Origin of the sequence: Streptomyces longisporoflavus (assembly GCF_014649775.1) — a bacterium.
Taxonomy (GTDB): Bacteria; Actinomycetota; Actinomycetes; order Streptomycetales; family Streptomycetaceae; genus Streptomyces; species Streptomyces longisporoflavus.
Genome location: NZ_BMTR01000010.1, coordinates 240,616 through 259,577, shown reverse-complemented (window position 1 = coordinate 259,577; position 18,962 = coordinate 240,616). Strand labels below are relative to the sequence as shown.

At 67.9% G+C, this 18,962-nt stretch carries 21 protein-coding genes and 1 tRNA gene; 7 read left to right on the top strand and 15 right to left on the bottom strand.

The window, feature by feature from the left end; genetic code table 11:
- Positions 1 to 105: 105 nt before the first annotated feature.
- A complete protein-coding gene (pknB, locus tag IE226_RS22045) occupies positions 106 to 2,097 on the top strand; it encodes a Stk1 family PASTA domain-containing Ser/Thr kinase (RefSeq protein ID WP_190083029.1) in 1,992 nt (663 codons plus the stop codon).
- Positions 2,098 to 2,250: 153 nt separating this feature from the next.
- Here the strand turns inward: pknB and IE226_RS22040 are convergent, their stop codons facing one another.
- From IE226_RS22040 to IE226_RS22015, 6 genes are read right to left on the bottom strand one after another with little or no spacing between them, the layout of a single operon-like run.
- The gene (locus IE226_RS22040) at positions 2,251 to 3,012 is read right to left on the bottom strand and encodes a class E sortase (protein ID WP_190083028.1); all 762 of its coding nucleotides are present in this window, start codon (positions 3,010 to 3,012) and stop codon (positions 2,251 to 2,253) included.
- Between the two features lie 24 nt (positions 3,013 to 3,036).
- Positions 3,037 to 4,383 (bottom strand): class E sortase, encoded by a 1,347-nt coding sequence (locus tag IE226_RS22035; protein WP_190083027.1) that lies wholly within the window; start codon positions 4,381 to 4,383, stop codon positions 3,037 to 3,039.
- Positions 4,380 to 5,051, bottom strand: a complete 672-nt coding sequence (locus IE226_RS22030; RefSeq protein ID WP_190083026.1) for an aminodeoxychorismate/anthranilate synthase component II — start codon at positions 5,049 to 5,051, stop codon at positions 4,380 to 4,382. The genes IE226_RS22035 and IE226_RS22030 overlap by 4 nt, the downstream gene beginning before the upstream one ends.
- A 14-nt stretch (positions 5,052 to 5,065) precedes the next feature.
- Complete coding sequence (locus IE226_RS22025) at positions 5,066 to 5,227, bottom strand: hypothetical protein (protein WP_190083025.1); 162 nt, start codon at positions 5,225 to 5,227, stop codon at positions 5,066 to 5,068.
- Between the two features lie 31 nt (positions 5,228 to 5,258).
- On the bottom strand, positions 5,259 to 5,951 hold the full coding sequence (locus IE226_RS22020; RefSeq protein ID WP_190083024.1) for a class E sortase: 693 nt from the start codon (positions 5,949 to 5,951) through the stop codon (positions 5,259 to 5,261).
- Between the two features lie 38 nt (positions 5,952 to 5,989).
- Entirely contained in the window at positions 5,990 to 6,760 is a 771-nt protein-coding gene (locus IE226_RS22015; protein ID WP_190083023.1) for a DUF881 domain-containing protein, read from the bottom strand.
- A 92-nt stretch (positions 6,761 to 6,852) separates the two neighbouring features.
- On the opposite strand from IE226_RS22015, the gene crgA reads away from it, so the two are divergent.
- Positions 6,853 to 7,107, top strand: coding sequence for a cell division protein CrgA (gene crgA, locus IE226_RS22010; protein ID WP_190083022.1), 255 nt, complete (start codon positions 6,853 to 6,855; stop codon positions 7,105 to 7,107).
- A gap of 310 nt (positions 7,108 to 7,417) precedes the next feature.
- Here crgA and IE226_RS22005 read toward each other — a convergent pair whose 3' ends face one another.
- Both IE226_RS22005 and IE226_RS22000 read right to left on the bottom strand, forming a co-directional pair.
- Positions 7,418 to 8,311, bottom strand: a complete 894-nt coding sequence (locus IE226_RS22005; protein WP_190083021.1) for a rhomboid family intramembrane serine protease — start codon at positions 8,309 to 8,311, stop codon at positions 7,418 to 7,420.
- Between the two features lie 117 nt (positions 8,312 to 8,428).
- On the bottom strand, positions 8,429 to 8,962 hold the full coding sequence (locus IE226_RS22000) for a peptidylprolyl isomerase (RefSeq protein WP_190083020.1): 534 nt from the start codon (positions 8,960 to 8,962) through the stop codon (positions 8,429 to 8,431).
- A 250-nt stretch (positions 8,963 to 9,212) separates the two neighbouring features.
- On the opposite strand from IE226_RS22000, the gene IE226_RS21995 reads away from it, so the two are divergent.
- Positions 9,213 to 9,935 (top strand): DUF5324 family protein, encoded by a 723-nt coding sequence (locus IE226_RS21995; RefSeq protein WP_190083019.1) that lies wholly within the window; start codon positions 9,213 to 9,215, stop codon positions 9,933 to 9,935.
- Positions 9,936 to 10,042: 107 nt separating this feature from the next.
- Here the strand turns inward: IE226_RS21995 and IE226_RS21990 are convergent.
- Positions 10,043 to 10,115, bottom strand: a tRNA-Ala gene (locus IE226_RS21990).
- Positions 10,116 to 10,299: 184 nt separating this feature from the next.
- On the opposite strand from IE226_RS21990, the gene IE226_RS21985 reads away from it, so the two are divergent.
- Both IE226_RS21985 and IE226_RS21980 read left to right on the top strand, forming a co-directional pair.
- The gene (locus IE226_RS21985) at positions 10,300 to 10,848 is read left to right on the top strand and encodes a helix-turn-helix domain-containing protein (RefSeq protein ID WP_190083018.1); all 549 of its coding nucleotides are present in this window, start codon (positions 10,300 to 10,302) and stop codon (positions 10,846 to 10,848) included.
- Between the two features lie 49 nt (positions 10,849 to 10,897).
- Positions 10,898 to 12,268 carry a serine/threonine-protein kinase gene (locus IE226_RS21980; protein WP_190083017.1) on the top strand — a complete coding sequence of 457 codons (1,371 nt, stop codon included), beginning with the start codon at positions 10,898 to 10,900 and terminating at the stop codon, positions 12,266 to 12,268.
- Between the two features lie 43 nt (positions 12,269 to 12,311).
- On the opposite strand, the gene IE226_RS21975 is transcribed toward IE226_RS21980, so the two are convergent.
- Together IE226_RS21975 and IE226_RS44180 are read right to left on the bottom strand one after the other, a co-directional pair.
- On the bottom strand, positions 12,312 to 13,625 hold the full coding sequence (locus IE226_RS21975; protein WP_229871457.1) for a hypothetical protein: 1,314 nt from the start codon (positions 13,623 to 13,625) through the stop codon (positions 12,312 to 12,314).
- 203 nt (positions 13,626 to 13,828) lie between these two features.
- The gene (locus IE226_RS44180) at positions 13,829 to 13,957 is read right to left on the bottom strand and encodes a DLW-39 family protein (protein WP_003999697.1); all 129 of its coding nucleotides are present in this window, start codon (positions 13,955 to 13,957) and stop codon (positions 13,829 to 13,831) included.
- A gap of 337 nt (positions 13,958 to 14,294) precedes the next feature.
- On the opposite strand from IE226_RS44180, the gene IE226_RS21965 reads away from it, so the two are divergent.
- Entirely contained in the window at positions 14,295 to 14,624 is a 330-nt protein-coding gene (locus IE226_RS21965; protein WP_190083016.1) for a DUF6344 domain-containing protein, read from the top strand.
- 266 nt (positions 14,625 to 14,890) lie between these two features.
- On the opposite strand, the gene IE226_RS21960 is transcribed toward IE226_RS21965, so the two are convergent.
- Both IE226_RS21960 and IE226_RS21955 read right to left on the bottom strand, forming a co-directional pair.
- On the bottom strand, positions 14,891 to 15,469 hold the full coding sequence (locus IE226_RS21960) for a hypothetical protein (RefSeq protein ID WP_190083015.1): 579 nt from the start codon (positions 15,467 to 15,469) through the stop codon (positions 14,891 to 14,893).
- A gap of 49 nt (positions 15,470 to 15,518) precedes the next feature.
- Positions 15,519 to 15,755 (bottom strand): GntR family transcriptional regulator, encoded by a 237-nt coding sequence (locus tag IE226_RS21955; protein ID WP_190083014.1) that lies wholly within the window; start codon positions 15,753 to 15,755, stop codon positions 15,519 to 15,521.
- 154 nt (positions 15,756 to 15,909) lie between these two features.
- On the opposite strand from IE226_RS21955, the gene IE226_RS21950 reads away from it, so the two are divergent.
- On the top strand, positions 15,910 to 16,128 hold the full coding sequence (locus tag IE226_RS21950; protein ID WP_190083120.1) for a hypothetical protein: 219 nt from the start codon (positions 15,910 to 15,912) through the stop codon (positions 16,126 to 16,128).
- 1,406 nt (positions 16,129 to 17,534) lie between these two features.
- On the opposite strand, the gene IE226_RS21945 is transcribed toward IE226_RS21950, so the two are convergent.
- Positions 17,535 to 18,098 carry a GNAT family N-acetyltransferase gene (locus IE226_RS21945; RefSeq protein WP_190083013.1) on the bottom strand — a complete coding sequence of 188 codons (564 nt, stop codon included), beginning with the start codon at positions 18,096 to 18,098 and terminating at the stop codon, positions 17,535 to 17,537.
- Positions 18,095 to 18,868, bottom strand: coding sequence for a GntR family transcriptional regulator (locus IE226_RS21940; RefSeq protein ID WP_190083012.1), 774 nt, complete (start codon positions 18,866 to 18,868; stop codon positions 18,095 to 18,097). The genes IE226_RS21945 and IE226_RS21940 overlap by 4 nt, the downstream gene beginning before the upstream one ends.
- Between the last annotated feature and the right edge of the window lie 94 nt (positions 18,869 to 18,962).

Below are 18,962 nucleotides of genomic sequence, written 5' to 3'. Positions count from 1 at the left end.
GGCGGCCGGGTCTCGTAAGGCGAGCCGGGTACGGTATGCCCGGACAGCACACCGCCGGACCACACAAGGGTGCGGTCGGGACTGACGGAGAGGGCTGGAATAGCTATGGAAGAGCCGCGTCGCCTCGGCGGGCGGTACGAGCTGGGCCAGGTGCTCGGCCGAGGCGGGATGGCGGAGGTCTACCTCGCGCACGACACCCGGCTCGGACGCACCGTGGCGGTGAAGACGCTGCGGGTCGACCTCGCGCGCGACCCGTCGTTCCAGGCCCGGTTCCGCCGTGAGGCCCAGTCGGCCGCCTCGCTCAACCATCCTGCGATCGTCGCGGTCTATGACACCGGCGAGGACTACGTGGACGGGGTCTCCATCCCGTACATCGTGATGGAGTACGTCGACGGGTCCACCCTGCGTGAGCTGCTGCACTCCGGGCGCAAGCTGCTGCCCGAGCGCGCCATGGAGATGACCATCGGCATCCTCCAGGCCCTGGAGTACTCGCACCGCAACGGCATCGTCCACCGCGACATCAAGCCCGCGAACGTCATGCTGACGCGCAACGGCCAGGTCAAGGTCATGGACTTCGGCATCGCCCGCGCCATGGGCGACTCCGGGATGACGATGACGCAGACCGCGGCGGTCATCGGCACCGCGCAGTACCTCTCCCCGGAGCAGGCCAAGGGCGAGCAGGTCGACGCGCGCTCCGACCTCTACTCCACGGGCTGCCTGCTCTACGAGCTCCTCACCGTCCGTCCGCCCTTCGTCGGGGACTCCCCGGTGGCGGTCGCCTACCAGCACGTACGGGAAGAGCCGCAGGCCCCCAGCGTCTTCGACGGCGAGATCACGCCGGAGATGGACGCCATCGTCCTGAAGGCCCTCACCAAAGACCCGGACTACCGCTACCAGTCGGCCGACGAGATGCGCGCCGACATCGAGGCCTGCCTCGACGGCCAGCCCGTCCAGGCCACCGCTGCCATGGGCGCGGTCGGCTACGGCGGCCACCCGGAGGACCAGCAGACGGCGATGCTGCGCCCGCAGAACGGCGGCGCACAGACATCGATGATGCCGCCGGTCGGCCCGGACGACGGCTACGACGACCACTCGCGCCGCCGCCAGAAGAAGAGCAACACCTCCACGATCCTGCTGGTCCTCGCGGGTCTCCTTGTCCTGGTGGGCGCGATCCTGATCGGGAAGTGGGCGTTCACCGGGGGCGGCGGCGACGACTCGATCAAGGCCCCGAACTTCGTCGGTGAGAAGCTCGCCGACGCCAAGAAGTCCGCCAAGAACGTGGACCTCGTCCTCGACGCCTCCGAGCGCAAGCCGTGCGACAAGTACCCGGAGGGCGAGATCTGCGCCCAGGACCCGGGCGCGAACGCCACGGTCCAAAAGGGCGACACGATCAGTGTGACGGTGTCCACGGGGGCGCGGAAGGTCGCGGTGCCGAAGGTCGTCGGCCTGGACGTCGAAACCGCTACGGACAAGCTCGAGGGCGACAAGTACCAGTTCGACGTCGACATCAAGCCTGTGGAGTCCTCCGGTACGCCTGACGAGGTCCTCGACTCCGACCCGGTCTTCGGTACCGAGGTGGAGAAGGGCAGCAAGATCACCCTTGAGGTGGCCAAGGAGGCCGCCAAGTCCGTGGTCCCCGACGTCACCGGCAAGACCTGTGAAGAGGCCAAGGCCCAGCTGCAGAGCAACGACCTCGTCGGTACGTGCGAGGAAGAGGAGAACGCCGACGTCGAGGCAGGCAAGGTCTTCTCGCAGAGCCTCGCCCCGCAGACCGAGGCCGACCCCAACTCCACGGTCACGCTGAAGGTCGCCAAGGCGGCCGAGAAGGCCACCGTGCCCAACCTCGCCGGCCAGAAGCTCAAGGACGCCCGTAAGGCCATCGAGGACGCGGGCCTGACGGTCGGCAACATCACGGGCCCCCAGGAGGACGACGCCCTCGTGGTCCTCTCGCAGCCCACCGCCAACACAGAGGCCGAGCCCGGCAGCGCGGTCAACCTGACCACGGCAGGCGGGAACAACGGCAACAACAACGGCGGGGGCGACGGAGGCGGCTTCATCGAAGGCGGCATGGGCTTCTCCCGCAGCGACGAGGACTGACGCCCGGTCGGCTCCGCCGCAGTACTTACTGCGACACACAAGAAGAGCCCCGGACAGCGCCGAGCAGGCGGTGTCCGGGGCTCTTCCCGTGTGTGGTGCGAAGGGTGTGTGGCGCGGAGACTGTGTGCCGCGGTGGCTGTGTGGCGCCGAGGGTCAGTCAAGCTCCGCCGGCGGCGTGCGCTTGTTGTCGACCTTCTCGATCCGTTCCAGCTCGCCCCAGACCACGTAGCGGTAGTTGGAGGTGTAGACCGGCGTGCACGTCGTCAGGGTGATGTAGCGGCCCGGCTTCTTGGCGCCCGATTCCTTCGGGACCGGGTCCAGGACGTTCACGTTGTACTTCGAGGTCTCGGGGAGCGTCGAGTACACCTTGTAGACGTACCACTTGTCCCGCGACTCGAAGACGATCGCGTCGCCCTTCTTGATCTTGTCGATCTTGTGGAACTTCGCGCCGTGCCCGTCGCGGTGCGCGGCCAGCGTGAAGTTGCCTTCCTTGTCCTGCGGGAGCGCCGACTTGATCGGGTCCTGGTAGTAGCCCGCGACACCGTGGTTGAGCTCCTTGGCGCCGGTGCCCTTCGTCACCAGGATCTCGCCGCCGCCCATCGCGGGGACGTGGAGGAAGCCGATGCCGTCCTTGGTGTTCAGTTCCCCCGGGCCGCCCGCCCAGCGGTCGCGCACCCTGTCGCCCTGCTTGTTCGCCTCGCGGTCCGCCACGACGTTGGTCCACCACAGGGAGTAGACGACGAAGAGGCCGAGCACCAGGCCCGCGGTGATGAGGAGTTCGCCGAAGACGCTGACCGCCGTGGCGATGGGTCCGCGTCCCCGTGGCCGTGGTGTGCGGGAGGGCGCGGGCTTCTCGGCCTGCTCCTCGGACCGCTCCTCGGTCTGCTCCTCGTCGTTGTCGGTCGTGGCTGCCACTGGTTCCGCCCCGTTCTCACCGTTCTAGTTGACGAGCGCGCTCGGTTTGCCCTTGCCGCGCGGTCGTTCCTCGACCATCTTGCCCCAGACGATCATTCGATACTTACTCGTGAATTCCGGGGTGCAGGTGGTCAGTGTGATGTACCGGCCCTCTTTGGTGAAGCCCGAACCCGGAGGGACGGGACCGATCACCGAGATGTTGCTGGGCTGGGTCTGCGGCAGGATGCTCGCCATCTTGTAGACGAAGTACTTGTCCTGCGTCTCCACGATGATGGGATCGCCCGGTTCGAGCCGGTTGATGTACCGGAACGGCTCGCCATGGGTGTTGCGATGCCCGGCCACCGCGAAATTGCCCTTCTTGGCGTCCGGCATGGCCGTCTTGGTGCGGCCTTCGTTGTAGTGGCCGACCATGCCGCGGTCCAGGACCTTCGACTTGTCGATGCCCTCGGCGATCGGCACGACCACGTCGAGGCGGGGGATGTGCAGGAGCGCGAAGCCCTGGCCGGGCTCGAAGGCACCCGGCTTGCCCTTGCCCTTCGCCCACTCCTCCTGGAGGTCGCTGGCGGCGCCGTCGGCCTGCTGTTGGGCCCGGATGTTCGTCCACCACAGCTGGTAGGTCACGAAGAGCAGCATCAGGACGCCCACGGTGATGAACAGTTCACCGATGCCCCGGCTGAGCACGGCGCCCGTGGAGGGCCTGCGGGCGCGCTCGGCGCGGCGGGCCTCGACCCGGGAGAGAGGGGCGGGCGACGCTGCCGCAGGGCTTGTGGCGGCGCGTGAGGCGCCCTTCTTGGCGGCTCTGCGGCGGGCGGCCCGTCCGCCCTCCGGGGGGCGCTCCTGCTCGGGGTTCGCGTCAGTGTGCGGGGCGGTTATTCGGCGCGTGTCCGCCGTCCGCAGCCCGACCGTCTCGTCGTCGACAGGCGGCTGCGACTGGGCCCGGGCCGGGGGATGGGGCTGGACCGGGGCCCGGGACTGCTCCCGGGGGCGCGACTGGGGCTGCGCGGCCTCCGGTATCGGCTCGTACGCCGGTGCCGGCTGCTGAGGGGCGTACGCGCCGTACAACTCCTCGTACGTCGGTTCCCGCGCCCCGTACCAGTCACGGGCGTAACCCGCGGGGTCGTACCACTCCTGCTCTTGCGGCTGCTCCGGAGCCGGCCGGGGCTGTGGCTCAGGCTCTGGCTCGGCAGGCCCGCTGCGGAACCACGGCGAAGGATGCTGGCCCGGCAACGGATCGGTCAGCGGGTCGGCGAGGTGATCCACGGCCGCCTCGAACGCCCCGAGCTCCTCGGACGCCCCCGGCTCCCCGTACGACGCGTACTGGTCGTCGTACGGAAGGCCGGAGGAATCGGGCTCGGGGCGCAAGGCGGTCACGCCGAGACCCTGCCCACCACCGGGGCAAGACCGCTCGACCGTCCGACCGCCCCCGCGTCCCCGCACTCCACCAGCCAGTTGGCGAGCATGCGGTGGCCGTGCTCGGTGAGCACCGACTCGGGGTGGAACTGCACGCCCTCGACCGGCAGTTCCCGGTGGCGCAGGCCCATGATGATGCCGTCCTCCGTACGCGCGGTCACTTCCAGCTCGGCCGGAACCGTGGCCGGCTCAGCGGCGAGCGAGTGATAGCGCGTCGCGATGAACGGCGACGGAAGACCGGAGAAAACACCCTTGCCCCCGTGCACCACGGGGGACGTCTTGCCGTGCAGCAGCTCAGGAGCGCGGTCCACCACTCCGCCGTACGCCACCGCCATCGACTGCATGCCGAGGCAGACGCCGAACACGGGCACCCCGGTGCCGGCGCAGTGCCGCACCATGTCCACGCAGACGCCCGCCTGCTCGGGCGTGCCGGGGCCCGGCGAGAGCAGGACGCCGTCGAAGCCGTCCTGCGCGTGACGCAGCTCGACCTCGTCGTTGCGCACGACCTCGCACTCCGCACCCAGTTGGTAGAGGTACTGGACGAGGTTGAAGACGAAGCTGTCGTAGTTGTCGACGACGAGGATGCGGCTGGGGCGTCCATCGGGGCCGACCGGGCTCGTCGGACTCACAGGGCTCACCGCGCTCACTGGCCGTCCACCGTCACGTCGTTGAAGGGAAGCAGCGGCTCGGCCCAGGGGAACACGTACTGGAAGAGCACGTAGACCACAGCGAAGACGAGCACCAGCGAAAGCAGCGCCCTAACCCATGCGTTTCCCGGCAGATGCCGCCAGATCCAGCCGTACATGCCGTCCCTTCCGTAGCCGTACGGCACCAGACTAACGGCGCAGTGCCTCTGGTTTCCCGGCCTCCACGGGCTGGGTGGCGTCGAGGTGGGCCCAGACGATCAACCGGTGACTGTGGCCCCACTCTGGCTCACAGGTCGTAAGTGTGAGGTAACGGCCCGGACCGTCGAACCCCGACTTGCGCGGAACCGCGTCGATGACGCCGGTGTCGCCGGGCAGCGTCTTGTAGGGCTTCTTGTCGATGCGGTACGTGAACCACGTGGTGCCGTCGGTCAGCACCACGGGGTCGTTCGGGCGCAGCTTCGGGAAGTCCTTGAACGGGTCTCCGTAGGTGCGGCGGTGGCCCGCCACGGAGAAGTTGCCGCGCTGTCCGAGCTGCGCGGTCTCTCCGTAGTGACCGAGTCCCTTCTTGAGGGTCTCGGTCCCGGTGCCCTGGAGCACCGGCTTGTTCCACGTGAAACCAAACCGCGGGATGTACATGACGGCGAAGGGTTTGCCGTCCTCGTAGGGGGCGGGCTTCTTCGGAGAGGCCGTCCGCCCCGACTCCCGGTCCGTACCCGCGGGCACCGAGCCCTGCGCCCACTGGTCCTGGAGCGCGTCGATCTGGCTGTCCATGGCGTTGTCGGCCTTCACGCCCGTCCAGAACAGGACGTACACCACGAAGAGCACGATCAGCGTGCCGGCGGTGATGCACAGTTCGCTGAACGTCCTGACGAGCACTCGCACCGACACAGGCTCCCCCAGCGGCTTACTCCACGGGCGGTCTACTCCACGGGCTTGGCGTAGTGGAGATCCACTGTGCCCGAGTAGCCGGGAAGAGTCATCGCCCCGTCGTCATCGACTTTCCAGCCGAGGCCGTACGCGTTGACGTACAGCATGTAGTTCTGGATCTGCGGGGACGCGGCGAGCGCCGTCTTGAGCTTCTCCGGGTCGCCGATGGCCGTCACCTTGTACGGGGGCGAGTAGACGCGGCCCTGGAGGATCAGGGTGTTTCCCACGCAGCGGACGGCGCTGGTGGAGATGAGCCGCTGATCCATGACCTTGATGCCTTCGGCGCCGCCCTCCCAGAGCGCGTTGACCACGGCCTGGAGGTCCTGCTGGTGGATGACCAGGTCGTTGGGCTGGGGCTCGGGGTAGCCGGGGAGCTTGGCGGTGGCGTTCGGCGGGGCGTCGGCGAGGGTGACGGAGACAGCCTCGCCGCTGAGCTTCTTGGTGCCCGCGTTCTTCTCCAGGGCCTTGAGCCGCGCGTCGTCGGCCTTGGTGCCGCCGTTGTCGCGTTCGGCCAGGGACTCGACCTCGTCGCGCAGGGAACCGTTGGACTCGTCGAGCTTGCCGTTCTTGTGGCTACGCTCCTCGATCAGGTCGGAGAGCTTCAGCAAAGACGCGTCGGTGCGGATGTTCGTGCCCTTGGCGGTGTTGAAGCTGGTGAAGAAGATGAGGCCCGCGAGCGCGAAAACGGCGGCGGTGAGCAGCCGGACCGGCCGCCATCGAGGGCGTCGACCCGGACCTGTGGGGGAGTCGGCAGAATTGCTCAACGTACCCTTATCTCCTTCAGCGCCGCGGAAGCACTACGCTAACGGACGCCCGGGGGAGGGCTCAGCTCCCCGTATCGACAGGAGAGACCCTCGTGCCGAAGTCACGGATCCGCAAGAAGGCCGACGATTACACGCCGCCCCCGAAGAAGGCGACGAACATCAAGCTGACCAGCCGGAGCTGGGTGGCCCCGGTGATGCTGGCGATGTTCCTCATCGGGCTCGCCTGGATCGTCGTCTTCTACGTCACCGACGGCAAACTGCCGATCGACCCGCTGGGCAACTGGAACATCGTGGTCGGCTTCGGCTTCATCGCCGCGGGGTTCGGCGTCTCCACCCAGTGGAAGTAGTGCCGTTCCACACGCTGTGAGCGCACTGCCCACGGCGGCGGGAGCAAGCCTTGCCCTGAGTTATCCACAGCGCTATCCACACTGGGGACCGAACTGGGGAAAAGAAAGACGATCTGTGGATAACTCTCGTGACGTTGACGCCGGTGTGACTGGCAGATCGACATCCGAGCGGCTACTGGCCCCTTGTCCTTCCTGGGTAAACCCAGGTCAGTGACAAGGGGCACAGCTGTTCCACACAGCATGCACAAGATTCGGCACACGCTGTGGACAACAGTGGTCAGGGAGGCACTCCGGCCGGTCGGAGCGACCTTCAGCCGAGCTGGCCGGTCCTGATGACCACAGCCGCCAGGACCACGACCAGCACCACGGCACAGGTCCCCCACTGCACCAGCGCCCGCCGCTCGCGGGGCGCGTGCACCATCCCGTACGCGATCGCGACACCGGCGATCAGCCCGCCGACGTGCGCCTGCCAGGCGATGCCGGTCCAGGTGAAGGTGAAGAGCAGGTTCAGCGCGAGCAGCGCGATGACCGGACGCATGTCGTAGTTCAGGCGCCGCATCAGGACGGCGGTGGCGCCGAGGAGACCGAAGATCGCTCCGGAGGCCCCGAGCGAGGCGTCGCTCGCGTCGACGAGGACATAGGTGAGCGCACTGCCGGCCAGGCCGGAGAGCACGTACAGCGCGAGGTAGCGGGCGCGGCCGAGCGCGGCTTCCAGCGGGCCGCCGAGCCACCACAGACCCAGCATGTTGAACGCGATGTGCCAGATCTCCTGGTGCGCGAACATGGACGTGACCAGGCGGTACCACTGGCCTTCGGCGACGCCCTCGGTCGGAGCGTACGGGTAGGGCGGCCACTCACCGATCAGGGCGAGGTCGCCGACGAGCCGGTCGTTCACCTGGATCGCGATGAACACGAGGACGTTTATCGCGACCAGGATCTTGGTGATCAGTCGCGGGTCAGCGGTGATCGAGCCGCCCGCGATGGTGCGCGGCTGGTTGGCCGCGGGCGCGTGGCCGGTGCCCGAGCCCTCGCGCACGCACTCGGGGCAGTGGAAGCCGACCGAGGCGCTGATCATGCACTCCGGGCAGATGGGGCGTTCGCAGCGGGTGCAGCTGATGCCCGTCTCGCGGTCCGGATGCCGGTAGCAGCCGGGCAGGTTCGATGCGTCCTGTGGCCCCTGCGGGCTGCCGGGTGCCTGGTCCATGGGGTCCCCTCAATGTCCGTACGAAGGCACAGCTACGCCCACGCGCGCGAACGCACCGCCCCGCCCTTCCTTACGGATGGGCGGGGCGGTTTGGTTCCCTCGCGGGGTGCGCCGGTGTCAGGCGGCGCGGGTTTCGATGACGACCGACTCGATGATCACGTCGTTCACGGGGCGGTCCGTGCGCGGGTTGGTCGGCGTGGCAGCGATCTCGTCGACGACCTTCTGGCTCGCCGGGTCGGTGACCTCACCGAAGATGGTGTGCTTGCGGGTGAGCCAGGCCGTCGGGGAGACCGTCACGAAGAACTGGGAGCCGTTGGTGCCCGGGCCCGCGTTGGCCATGGCGAGCAGGTAGGGCTTGTCGAAGGCGAGGTCGGGGTGGAACTCGTCCTCGAACTCGTAGCCCGGACCGCCCGTGCCGTTGCCCAGCGGGTCGCCGCCCTGGATCATGAAGCCGCTGATGACGCGGTGGAAGATCGTGCCGTCGTAGAGCCGGCTCGTGGTCTTCTGCCCGGTCTCCGGGTTGACCCACTCGCGCTCGCCCTGAGCGAGCTCGACGAAGTTCTTGACCGTCTTCGGCGTGTGGTTGGGGTGCAGAAGCACCTCGATGTCGCCGCGGTTGGTCTTGAGGGTGGCGTAGAGCTGCTCGGCCACGGTCTGCCTTCCGTTGTCTTCTGTGACGTCCTGATACTCCCACGGACCGGATTGGGACGAGTAGTCACCGAGTGGGAGCGCGGCGCGACGATCCGTGGCATTGTCGGCGAAGAACTCTCCTTGTACCGATTTGATCAATTTCATGGCACCCGGATGCCCGCCCGCTCATGCCTCGGAGTCACCTGGAAGGCATGATCCTGTAAAGGGTGGAAAGGTGACATACCTATAAGCCACCGAGGAGGAGGATCCCGTGACCCGCATCGACAGCGTGCGCGCCGCGACCGGTTCGGCGAGGGACAGCGTGCGGCATGCCGCGGAGGCGGTGGCCCCCTACGCCGGCACGGCCAAGGAGCAGGCCGTCCTTTACGCGCACGAATCCCGCGCACGGCTCGCGCCCAAGGTGTCGCAGGCCGCCGAGCAGGCCCGTGCCCAGTACGGCGCTCACGTGGGGCCGCGCATCGAGCAGGCCCGTGCGCATGTGCCGCCGAAGGTCGACCACGCCGCGCACGAAGCCGCCGTCCGCACCCGCAAGGCCGCCGCACAGGCCCGCGAGGCCGCCCGGCAGGCCGCCGACTATTCGAAGCCGCGGATCGAGAGCGCCGTGGCCGCGGCCCAGCCCGTCCGTGACGAGGCGGCTGCCCGCGGATCCGCGGCGCTGTCCGCCCTGCGCGGCGAGGTCTCGCCCAAGGAGATCCGGCGGCTGGCCCGCAAGCACAACCGCCGGGCCCGCGCCGGACGCGTGGCCAAGGGCCTCATCGTCCTTGGCATCGTGACCGGGGGTGCGATCGCCGCCTGGAAGTGGTGGGACAAGCAGGCGAACCCGGACTGGCTCGTCGAGCCGCCGGCCGCGACGGAGGTGCCCGACAGCGCGCCGCTGGCTTCGGTCGACGGCACAGGTCAGGCCTCCCTCGACCCCGAGGTCCAGGCCAAGCAGGCCGAGACCGAGGCGTCGGAGCGCGACGACCTGCGCTGACCCGCGTCGGTCGGCGTCTGCGCTGACCTGCACAGAAGCGCGAACAGCAGCAAAAACACCGTAGGGCGGGACCACCTGAGAGGTGGTCCCGCCCTACGGCGTTTCTGTGGAGCCTAGGAGATTCGAACTCCTGACATCTGCCTTGCAAAGGCAGCGCTCTACCAACTGAGCTAAGGCCCCGAAAACGGGCGTACCCGACCGGAAGAACATCGCTCCGGTGGGCAACGCAGACCAGAGTACCGGGTCACCCCCCACATCTCGCAAAAGGATTGGGGGTCCCGGTGAACGACCACGCTCCGTAAGATGCTCGGCGTGGTTCGCGGCAGCGAACCACGGTTTTTTGGGGAAGCGATGGGGAGACGCAATGGACGCCGCACAACAAGAGACGACCGCGAGAGCACGAGAGCTCCAGCGGAACTGGTACGGGGAGCCGCTGGGGGCGCTCTTCCGCCGTCTCATCGATGATCTGGGCCTCAACCAGGCACGCCTCGCCGGCGTACTCGGTCTGTCCGCGCCCATGCTGTCCCAGCTGATGAGCGGGCAGCGAGCCAAGATCGGCAACCCTGCGGTCGTCCAGCGCGTCCAGCTCCTCCAGGAGCTGGCGGGCCAGGTCGCCGACGGCAGCGTGAGCGCCGCCGAGGCCACCGACCGCATGGATGAGATCAAGAAGTCCCAGGGCGGCTCCGTCCTGACCAACACCTCGCAGACGCCCTTGAGTTCGGGTGCGCCCACGGTGAAGCGTGTGGTGCGCGAGATCCAGTCACTGTTGCGCTCCGTCGCGGCGGCGGGCGACATCATCGATGCCGCGGACTCCCTCGCACCGACCCACCCGGAACTGGCAGAGTTCCTCCGGGTGTACGGCGCCGGACGCACCGCGGACGCGGTCGCCCACTACGAGGCGCACCAGAACTGAGCCGCCGGCCGGGCCACCGGGCGGCCCGGAGAGGAAGCAATGCGCGACCATGGGTGAGGTCTTCGCAGGCCGCTACGAACTGGTCGACCCGATCGGCCGTGGGGGAGTCGGAGCGGTCTGGCGCGCCTGGGACCACCGGCGGCGCCGGTATGTGGCCGCCAAGGTCCTGCAACAGAGCGACGCGCACGCGCTGCTGCGCTTCGTGCGGGAGCAGGCGCTGCGGATCGACCACCCTCATGTGCTCGCGCCCGCCAGTTGGGCCGCCGACGACGACAAGGTCCTGTTCACCATGGCCCTGGTCGCCGGCGGCTCGCTGGCCCATGTGATCGGGGATTACGGTCCGCTGCCGCCCCGCCTGGTCTGCACGCTCCTGGACCAGTTGCTCTCCGGTCTCGCCGCGGTGCACGCCGAGGGGGTCGTGCACCGTGACATCAAACCGGCCAACATTCTGCTGGAAGCGACGGGCACCGCGCGCCCGCATCTGCGGCTCTCCGACTTCGGTATCTCGATGCGGCTCGGCGAGCCGCGACTGACCGAGACAGACCGTGTGGTGGGTACGCCCGGCTACTTCGCTCCGGAGCAGATGCTGGGCGCCGACCCGGACTTCCCCGCCGATCTCTTCGCCGTCGGCCTGGTGGCCCTGTATCTCCTTGAGGGCGCCAAGCCGGACACCCAGGCCCTGATCGAGCACTTCGCCGCGCACGGCACGCCTGGAGCGCCGCAGGGTGTGCCCGAGCCGCTGTGGCAGGTCATCGCCACGCTCCTCCAGCCGGATCCGAACGCGCGGTTCAGCACCGCCACGGGCGCGCGCAAGGCGTTGCTCGCGGCCGCCGAGTTGCTGCCCGAGCCCGGACCCGACGACGTGATCGTCGAAATCTACGACCAACTGGGTCCGCTGCCACGGGGTTTCGGCCCCGAAGGCCCTCTAAAGGCCCCACCGCCGCCGGACTTCGCTCCCCCCGCCGTACCGCCCCCGCCCTTCTCTGCGCCGCAGACGGGCAGCTTCCCGCCTTCACGGCCACCGACTCCGCCGCCGCAGCAGCCACAGCCGCAGCAACAGCCGCAACCGCAAGCGCTGCCGCTGCCACAGCCGCCGGCGACACCGCCCCCGGTTCCGGCTCAGATCCCGGTGCCGGCACCGGCCCCTGCTCAGGTCCCGGTCCAGGTCCCGGCGCACGCCCTCAGCCAGTTACGGACCTACGAGCCGTCACCCTCCGTGACACCATCGGGGCATCACGTGCCCGCCGCTCCTTATCCGTACGCCGCCGAGACCCCGCAGGAGCCGCTCCAGGACCGGCCGGCTTCGCGACGGCGGAGGCAGAAACGACGAGCGGGACCGCCCGCGAAGGTGGCGATCCCGATGCTGCTGGCCGCGCTCGCCTGCTTCGCGGTGGGCTTCTGGGCCCTGGCGCAGACCTGATCAGCGCCCCGCATCAGTCCGCCCCCGCACCAGGCGCCCCGCATCAAGCCGCCCGCCTCCGCCCCACCAGCGTCCACACGCCCAGGATCATCAGCAGCAGGGTCCCGGCGCCGAACCCACCGGCGGCGATCACCTTCATGGCGCCACTGCCGCCATCACCACTGCCGCCCCCGCTTCCGTCATCGCCGCCCCCCGCTTCCGTCTCCCCCCGCTCGGCGGCATCCTCGTCCTGCCCCGTGACGCTGAACTGGTCCGCGGGCCGCGCCGCCCCCACGTACGCGGGCCCCTCCTTCGCGGTGCCGTCGACGCTCACCCGCAGCGTCAGGTCCAGCGCCCCCTCGCCGAACTGTTCCGCGACCTTCGGAGTGAGATGGACCGCGAGGTAGTACCACCCGGCGACCCGCGTCCCGGTCACGCCGTCGATCGGGGAGTAGCGATTCTCGTACGCGACGGGCGCCCTAGGGTCGAGAGCGGTCGTTTTCTGCCTGCCGTCGTAGGCCGTATCGGCTTCGTCGACGCGTGCGCGTACCGGATTGGACAGTGACAGGACGAGCGCCGCGGGGATGTACTCGTCCCCGCCCCCGCTCGCACTGCCCAGTTCGGCGCTCGCGGAGATCTGCTGCCCCCAGTCGACCGGCACCCGGTAGAAGAGCGTCTGGCCGGGCTCGATCCGGTCTCCCCAGACGCCCGTCCGCAGCGCGCGGGCGTCGTTGAAGCCCGTGCCGCCCCTGCGCTCCTTGCGCGCGCCTGCGGGAGGCGTGGGCGAGGCGGAGTTCCACGTGTCCGGCGGCGTCGTGGAGGCGCCCTTGGCCACCCCGGGCTCCGAGACGACCCGGAGTTCCGTGTCCCACGTCTCCGTACTGGATCCGGGCCGGGTGTTCCGCTCGACCACTACGTAGTACGTACCGGCCGCCTTGCACCTGTTCCCGGCGGGGCCCGCTTCCCGTACCGCCCAGGCGGTGATGGGCCGCGGGCTCTGCGACGTACCGAACCGGGCGTCCGATGAGTTGCAGTTGTTGCCGTTCGCGTCCTGTAAGGAAACCTCGACGCCGTCTCCGTAGACGACCCTGGAATCCGGGCCGGGAACGGCGGTCGCCGAGACGTACACGGTCTCCCTGGCGTCGAGTTGGAGCTGGTAGTAGACCTTCCCGCCGCGGGCGAGGGAGCTCTTGTACGTCGAGCCGGGCGAGAGTTTCGTGCTGCCCATGCTGTTCTTCGCGCCCTCGACCAGCACAGCCCGGTCGGCGAAGGCGTACGGGCTCGTGGTGTCCGCCGCGGCGGCCCCCGGCAGCGCCATCACCACGCACAGCGCCACCCCCGCGGCCGGAGTCGCCCGGCCCCTGCACAGCCGCCCCATCACGTGCCACCCCTCCCCGATGCCACAGCCGTCCCGCCCACTATGCCCCCGCGGACACTCGACAACCTTTGCTCACGCAAGGCGATGACTTGCGCACGCAAATCCAACGGGTGTGGAGCCCGGCGGGAAGGAAGAGATCCGGACAGCACAGGGCCCCGGCCGCAGAAGCGACCGGGGCCCTGTAAAGAGACTGTTGTCAGTACTCACGAACCCGTGGGCACGGAGTCAGTCGCCTCCGTCCACAGATCCTGCTCGGCGCGATCCGCCTGGATCTGGCGGTACACGAGGAGCCCGCCGATGGCGGCCAGTGCGACCAGGAGAAGCTTCTTCACCGCGCGACCTCGTCTTTCTTGACGTAAGGGACCTCTGGCGCCCGACTATACACACCGATCGATATCGATCGGTGACCTGGATCCACCCCAACTCCCGCCCCGAACACAGCAGTCGAATCGGGCATCGGCGCCCCTTCGCCGCCTCACGGCCCGCTGAGACGTTCGACGCTCCTGACCTCACCCGAGCCTCTCCCGGGCGCCTCAGGGGCCTTTTAAGGCCATTCGGGTGGTGTTCATCTGAACATCGCCGCGCCACGAGCGTCGGTCCCCCACTCTCGGCCCCACATACACATCATGAGGAAAGTACGCAAATCGCCCAACCCGAAAGTGAGAAGCCATGACCGGCTCCAAGGCCATGAAGCTGTGGACCACGCTCATCACCGCCTTCCTCGCGTTCTTCGCCACGCTGGGATTCACCACGACGGCAGCGGCGGCCACGCCGGTGCAGCAGGCCACGGAAACATGCAAGAGCGCGCCGACCATGACGGCTCCGCTGGCGGCCTACTGGGCAGCAGCGTACGAACGGTCCCTGCCGCCCACGATGAAGCAGCGCATCCGCGCCGAGGCACACGGATCATCGCCCAGCTGCCGCCACCTCCCCTCGGACGACACGGAGACGGCGATCGAGGCCGAGGCCCATCCGAGCAGACTCGCCGCAGAGCCGTAGTCACGACCCCGGCCGACCCGGCCGCAGCTCCCCGGAGCACCGCGGAGCGCCCCGCAGACATACGAAGAAGACCCCCGGCCGATACGGGCCGGGGGTCTTCTTCGTATCTGTGGGGCTAACAGGATTTGAACCTGTGGCCTCATCCTTATCAGGTCGATCACGGCCATCTTCAACCACGCCAAACCCTAAGGTGCCAAGGGGCGGCCTTCCGCTGAGGTACGGCCTTGGTCGGCAGTGTTCGCGCTTGTTGGTGTCATCCGCTGATGTCAGAAAGGCGGGTGCTCTTGACAACTCAGCCAAACGTCATCCGGCGGTTCGAAGGCTTCGAGCCTCTCCGCCTCTTCGCGGCAACGCTTCACAGCAGTCGGTTCCTCCGGGAGCTTTTCCCCTCGAAGATGTGCGCCTATGCACTCACCGGCATCGTCCACCGCGTGCCAAACGGGGTGTCCGGGGCCTTCGTTGAGATGTTCCCAGTACCACATGATCTGCGTCGCACCCCTTAGTCGGGCACGCAGCTCTGCCGAGGCAAGCACGAAGGCATAGGTGTCGATCGTGTGGATGTGGCGGCGAAGCTCTGCAACAGACTCCGGGGTCTCGTAGTAGGGGCCGGGGTCGGTCGTCAGGTCGGCCTTCATGTGGTGAATGGAGATCAAGGCTTGCCGAATCTCTCGGGTCGCCTCTTCCTGCCGAGCCTGAAGCCGCTCCGCTTCAAGGCCTTGGCGGTTCTGCCGGTTCGTCCACAACGTGGTCCAAGTGCTTCCGCCTAGGCCCAAGACGACACCGAAGAGCCCGATCAACGCCTCTTGCACAGCTCCCCCTGTACTTGAACGATCGACACCGCTCATGCTGCCAGATGCCGCACGTGGTCGACGGAGCATCTTCGGGCGGTGACAGCTACGGCTTGGGAAGCTCGGTGACAAAGGTCCCGATGCCCGGCTGCATCTGCGCGAGTCCAGCTTCCCGTAGCTCGGTGAGGACGCGCCGGGCCGTCATCTGCGCGATGCCGAACTCGTCCTGGATCGCGAGCACGCCCGGCAGCTGGCTCCCCGGCGGGTACTCCCCATCGGCAATCCGCTGCTCGAAGAGCGCGTACACCTGCTTCCATCGCGGGATGTCCGGCTTCCAATCCATGATCCGAAACTAGGCAGTACAGGCCTGATCAGCGAGACGAGATTGCCTGACTGGCCTAGCTACCCTAGCTAGCTAGTACTACGCTGCGTGAACGCACAGCACCCTGCGATCGCGCGAACGACCCAGGGGCGTGGACGACTGGGATGGAGTCGACGTGGACGAGGGTACGCAGGACCAGAACGCCCCGGACAGCCCGAACACGGCCACGATGGCGCCGGTCATCTACGGCTACTGCTCTTGGCACCGCGGCTATAGCGCCGATACCCGCGTCATCAACGTGCAGGAGCAGGGCTCCGGACCGGGCGGCGTGCAGTTCGCCTGCGTCCCCTGCCGCGAAGAGTACGAGCTGGTCCCCTACGCCGACCAGCCATGACTGAGGCCTGGCGGCCGAAGCCGCCACCCGCACGGGAACTCAACGCATGGCAGTACCTCGGCTGGTACTGCTGCTGGTGCGGCGAGCTTCTTGGGGAAGGAGCCAGGTCGGCCGGCCGCGCTGAAGGAAACGCCGATGCGCACGACTTGTCTATCGAGGTGTATGAGTGCGGCCCACACTGCCCGAAGCGCCCGACGCGGGGCGAACCCGAGTAGCCAATCCTTGGACCGTCGTACCGCGAGTCACCTTTGGGTCACATCACCCGCCGCGCGGCTTGAAGGCCCCTGACCGGGCAAACCAGACAGGGGCCTCCGCCGTAGCGCTATGGCACGGGCGTGCTTGGGCATGGGTGCCGTCGCGAGTCGGCTACTCCACGAGCGTCCTTTGCGCTCGACGCTCAAGCGTCGGGGCCAACGCACGCACGATGATCAGCACGCAGACAACCACAGCGAGCCGGGTGCTCTGCTCCAGGATGCTAGAGACCGTGTCGCCGTTGATCACGCAAGCGAGCACAACCCCCAAGATGATCAAGGAATCGTTGCGACTGTCAGTGGAGCGTGCGAAGGTACCAAGCGGGTGGTTGCCCGGTAGCGGGAAGCCACCAAGAGCCGGGAAGGGCATGAGTCCTCCAGGGTCGAAGTTGGGGCGCGCCTGTATTCCTTCGCCAAGGGGTGGGCGCGCCCTTCCTGTTGCCTCGCCACGTTAGGGCACTGCACTGACAGATTCGCGCCCCAAGCGTGTAGCCAACTTGACCTGGGTTTCTGCGAGTTGACCTCGCGCTGTGGGCGCCGATGTGGACAAGGTCGACCATCCTGTGGGCAAGTCGGCGTTTACGCTGCGTGAGGGCTTGCCGTTCGTGCACATGCCTGTGGGCGACCTGTGGCACAGACTGTGGATAACTCTCTGTAGTGACGTGCACCACATCTGGGTTACCCGGCGGTTCGCTTGCTGTCCAACATCAACTCACTACTCACCCCAGCTCCCATCCCGTCTGCCGTCGACCCACACACCGTGGAGCGGGCGTGGTTCAGGGCGTCAAGGTGGAGCGCCCCACTGTACGAACGACCTTGACGCCCTGGGCCGCGTCTGCTCGGCTCTGCCTGGGTCGATGGCAGACGGGATGGGAGCTCCCTACGCCCGCCCCATTCGGCCGGCACTCGCAAGCGGCGCCCCCGCCATCCCGGAGCCAGAGCGCCCCCGCCGGAGGCATGTCCTTGACCGGGGCCGCCGTGGTTACGATGTTCGGCTCATGGCCCCGGCCCCTATCCATGTGTGGGCGGGCGTCGGCGCAGCCGGGGCGGAGCGGGCCGGAGGCAGGAGCGGCAGCCCCGAGCGGAGCCGGGAAGCCCGCCCGGCGGAGCGGAGCGCAGCCGGGTGCTTGATGAGGTAGAGAAACTTGTAACAGCTCAGGCATTCATGGGCTGAGGACTGGGCGTCTCGTCGGCGAGGCCGTGGTCGGCTTCTGAGGTGGCACGTTGGGCTAGCCAGCCTGAGACACGTGGTCCGCCGTTGACGGCGTTGCCTTGTAGGACAGTGCGCACATGCTGGAAGCCGTGATCCAAGTAGTAGCGCTGGAGCGGCTCGTTGGTCGTCCAGGCGTCGAGGCGAATCCACTTGGCGCCTGCTCGGTACCCGCGGGCGCTCGCCCAATCCAGCAACCGACCGCCCCAGTTCTCGCCTGCGTAGTCGCGTGACACCGTCAGCTTGTTGACGAACAACGACGGCTCCGCCAACTCCTCCTCCGTCCACAACCCCTCTTCAGCTTCAGGGGTGAGGGTGAGGGTTCCGGCAGTCTTTGTGCCGTCCCTGAGCATGAACACGGTGCCCTGCTCGATGGTCTTCAACAGCCGATCAGCGGGATAGGGACGGCTCCACTGGTCAATGCCGAGACGGCTGATCCAGGCTGCGGCCTCCTGCCGAAAGGCGAGCAGGTGGTCCAGATCTTTGGGCGTGGCGCTGGTGATCTTCACTCGGATTCGTCCCCGTCCCTGCCGGACAGGTCGCCGATCTCGTAGTTCATGCGGTTCAGGTCCCCGCGCAACGTCGTGATCGTGCACCGAATGGGGCGGTCGTGTGAGTAGCCCGTCCTGGTCCAGAGCATCACGGGTACTCCGGCGCCGACCTCCAGAAGTCGAGCCTCCTCGGGTGTCGGCATGCGCGTCGAGATCTCGTCGCGGTAGCCGATCTGCTCGATATCCACGCTCGCGAGGTAGCGCGTCGTGCCCTCGGCGATGTCGCCCGGCTCTGCCAGGCGCGGGGCTTCGGCAAGGAGCCAGTCCGGATAGTGCGTGGCCTGAGTGGACCAAGGAACGTTGTCCACGAACCGGTGGCAGAACCGCAGCACCGAGCGAGACCCTGTCTCGACCTTCAAGCGCGTCGCCACGTACTCAGGTGTAGTGGTGAGCTCGACACGGAAGGTCTGGTGAGGGTGTCGGCCGGCGTTGGTCACGTCGGTGGAGAAAGCATCCCCGTTCTGCGGGAACGTTAGATTCTCGAAGCGAGAAGCGTTGAGTTCGAACACCTCGTGCTTGCTCACCTCGTAGCCCAGACCCTGGCTGGACGTGACGAGACCCTGGCTGACCAGCAGCTTCAGTCCCGCTCGCACGGTGTTACGCGAGGCATCGAACCTTGTGGCCAGCTCGGCTTCGGAGGGCAGCCGCGAACCAGGTCCGTAGGTGCCGTTGTCGATCTCCCGACGTAGCGCGTCGGCAACCTGCTCGTACTTCGGCTGCTTGCTCATACCCCCATCATGACGCACTCGGTCAACTTGTTGGTACATGTTCGCGCGAAGTGCTTGACGACTCACGCTCGGTGGCCCACTCTCTAGGTGTCAG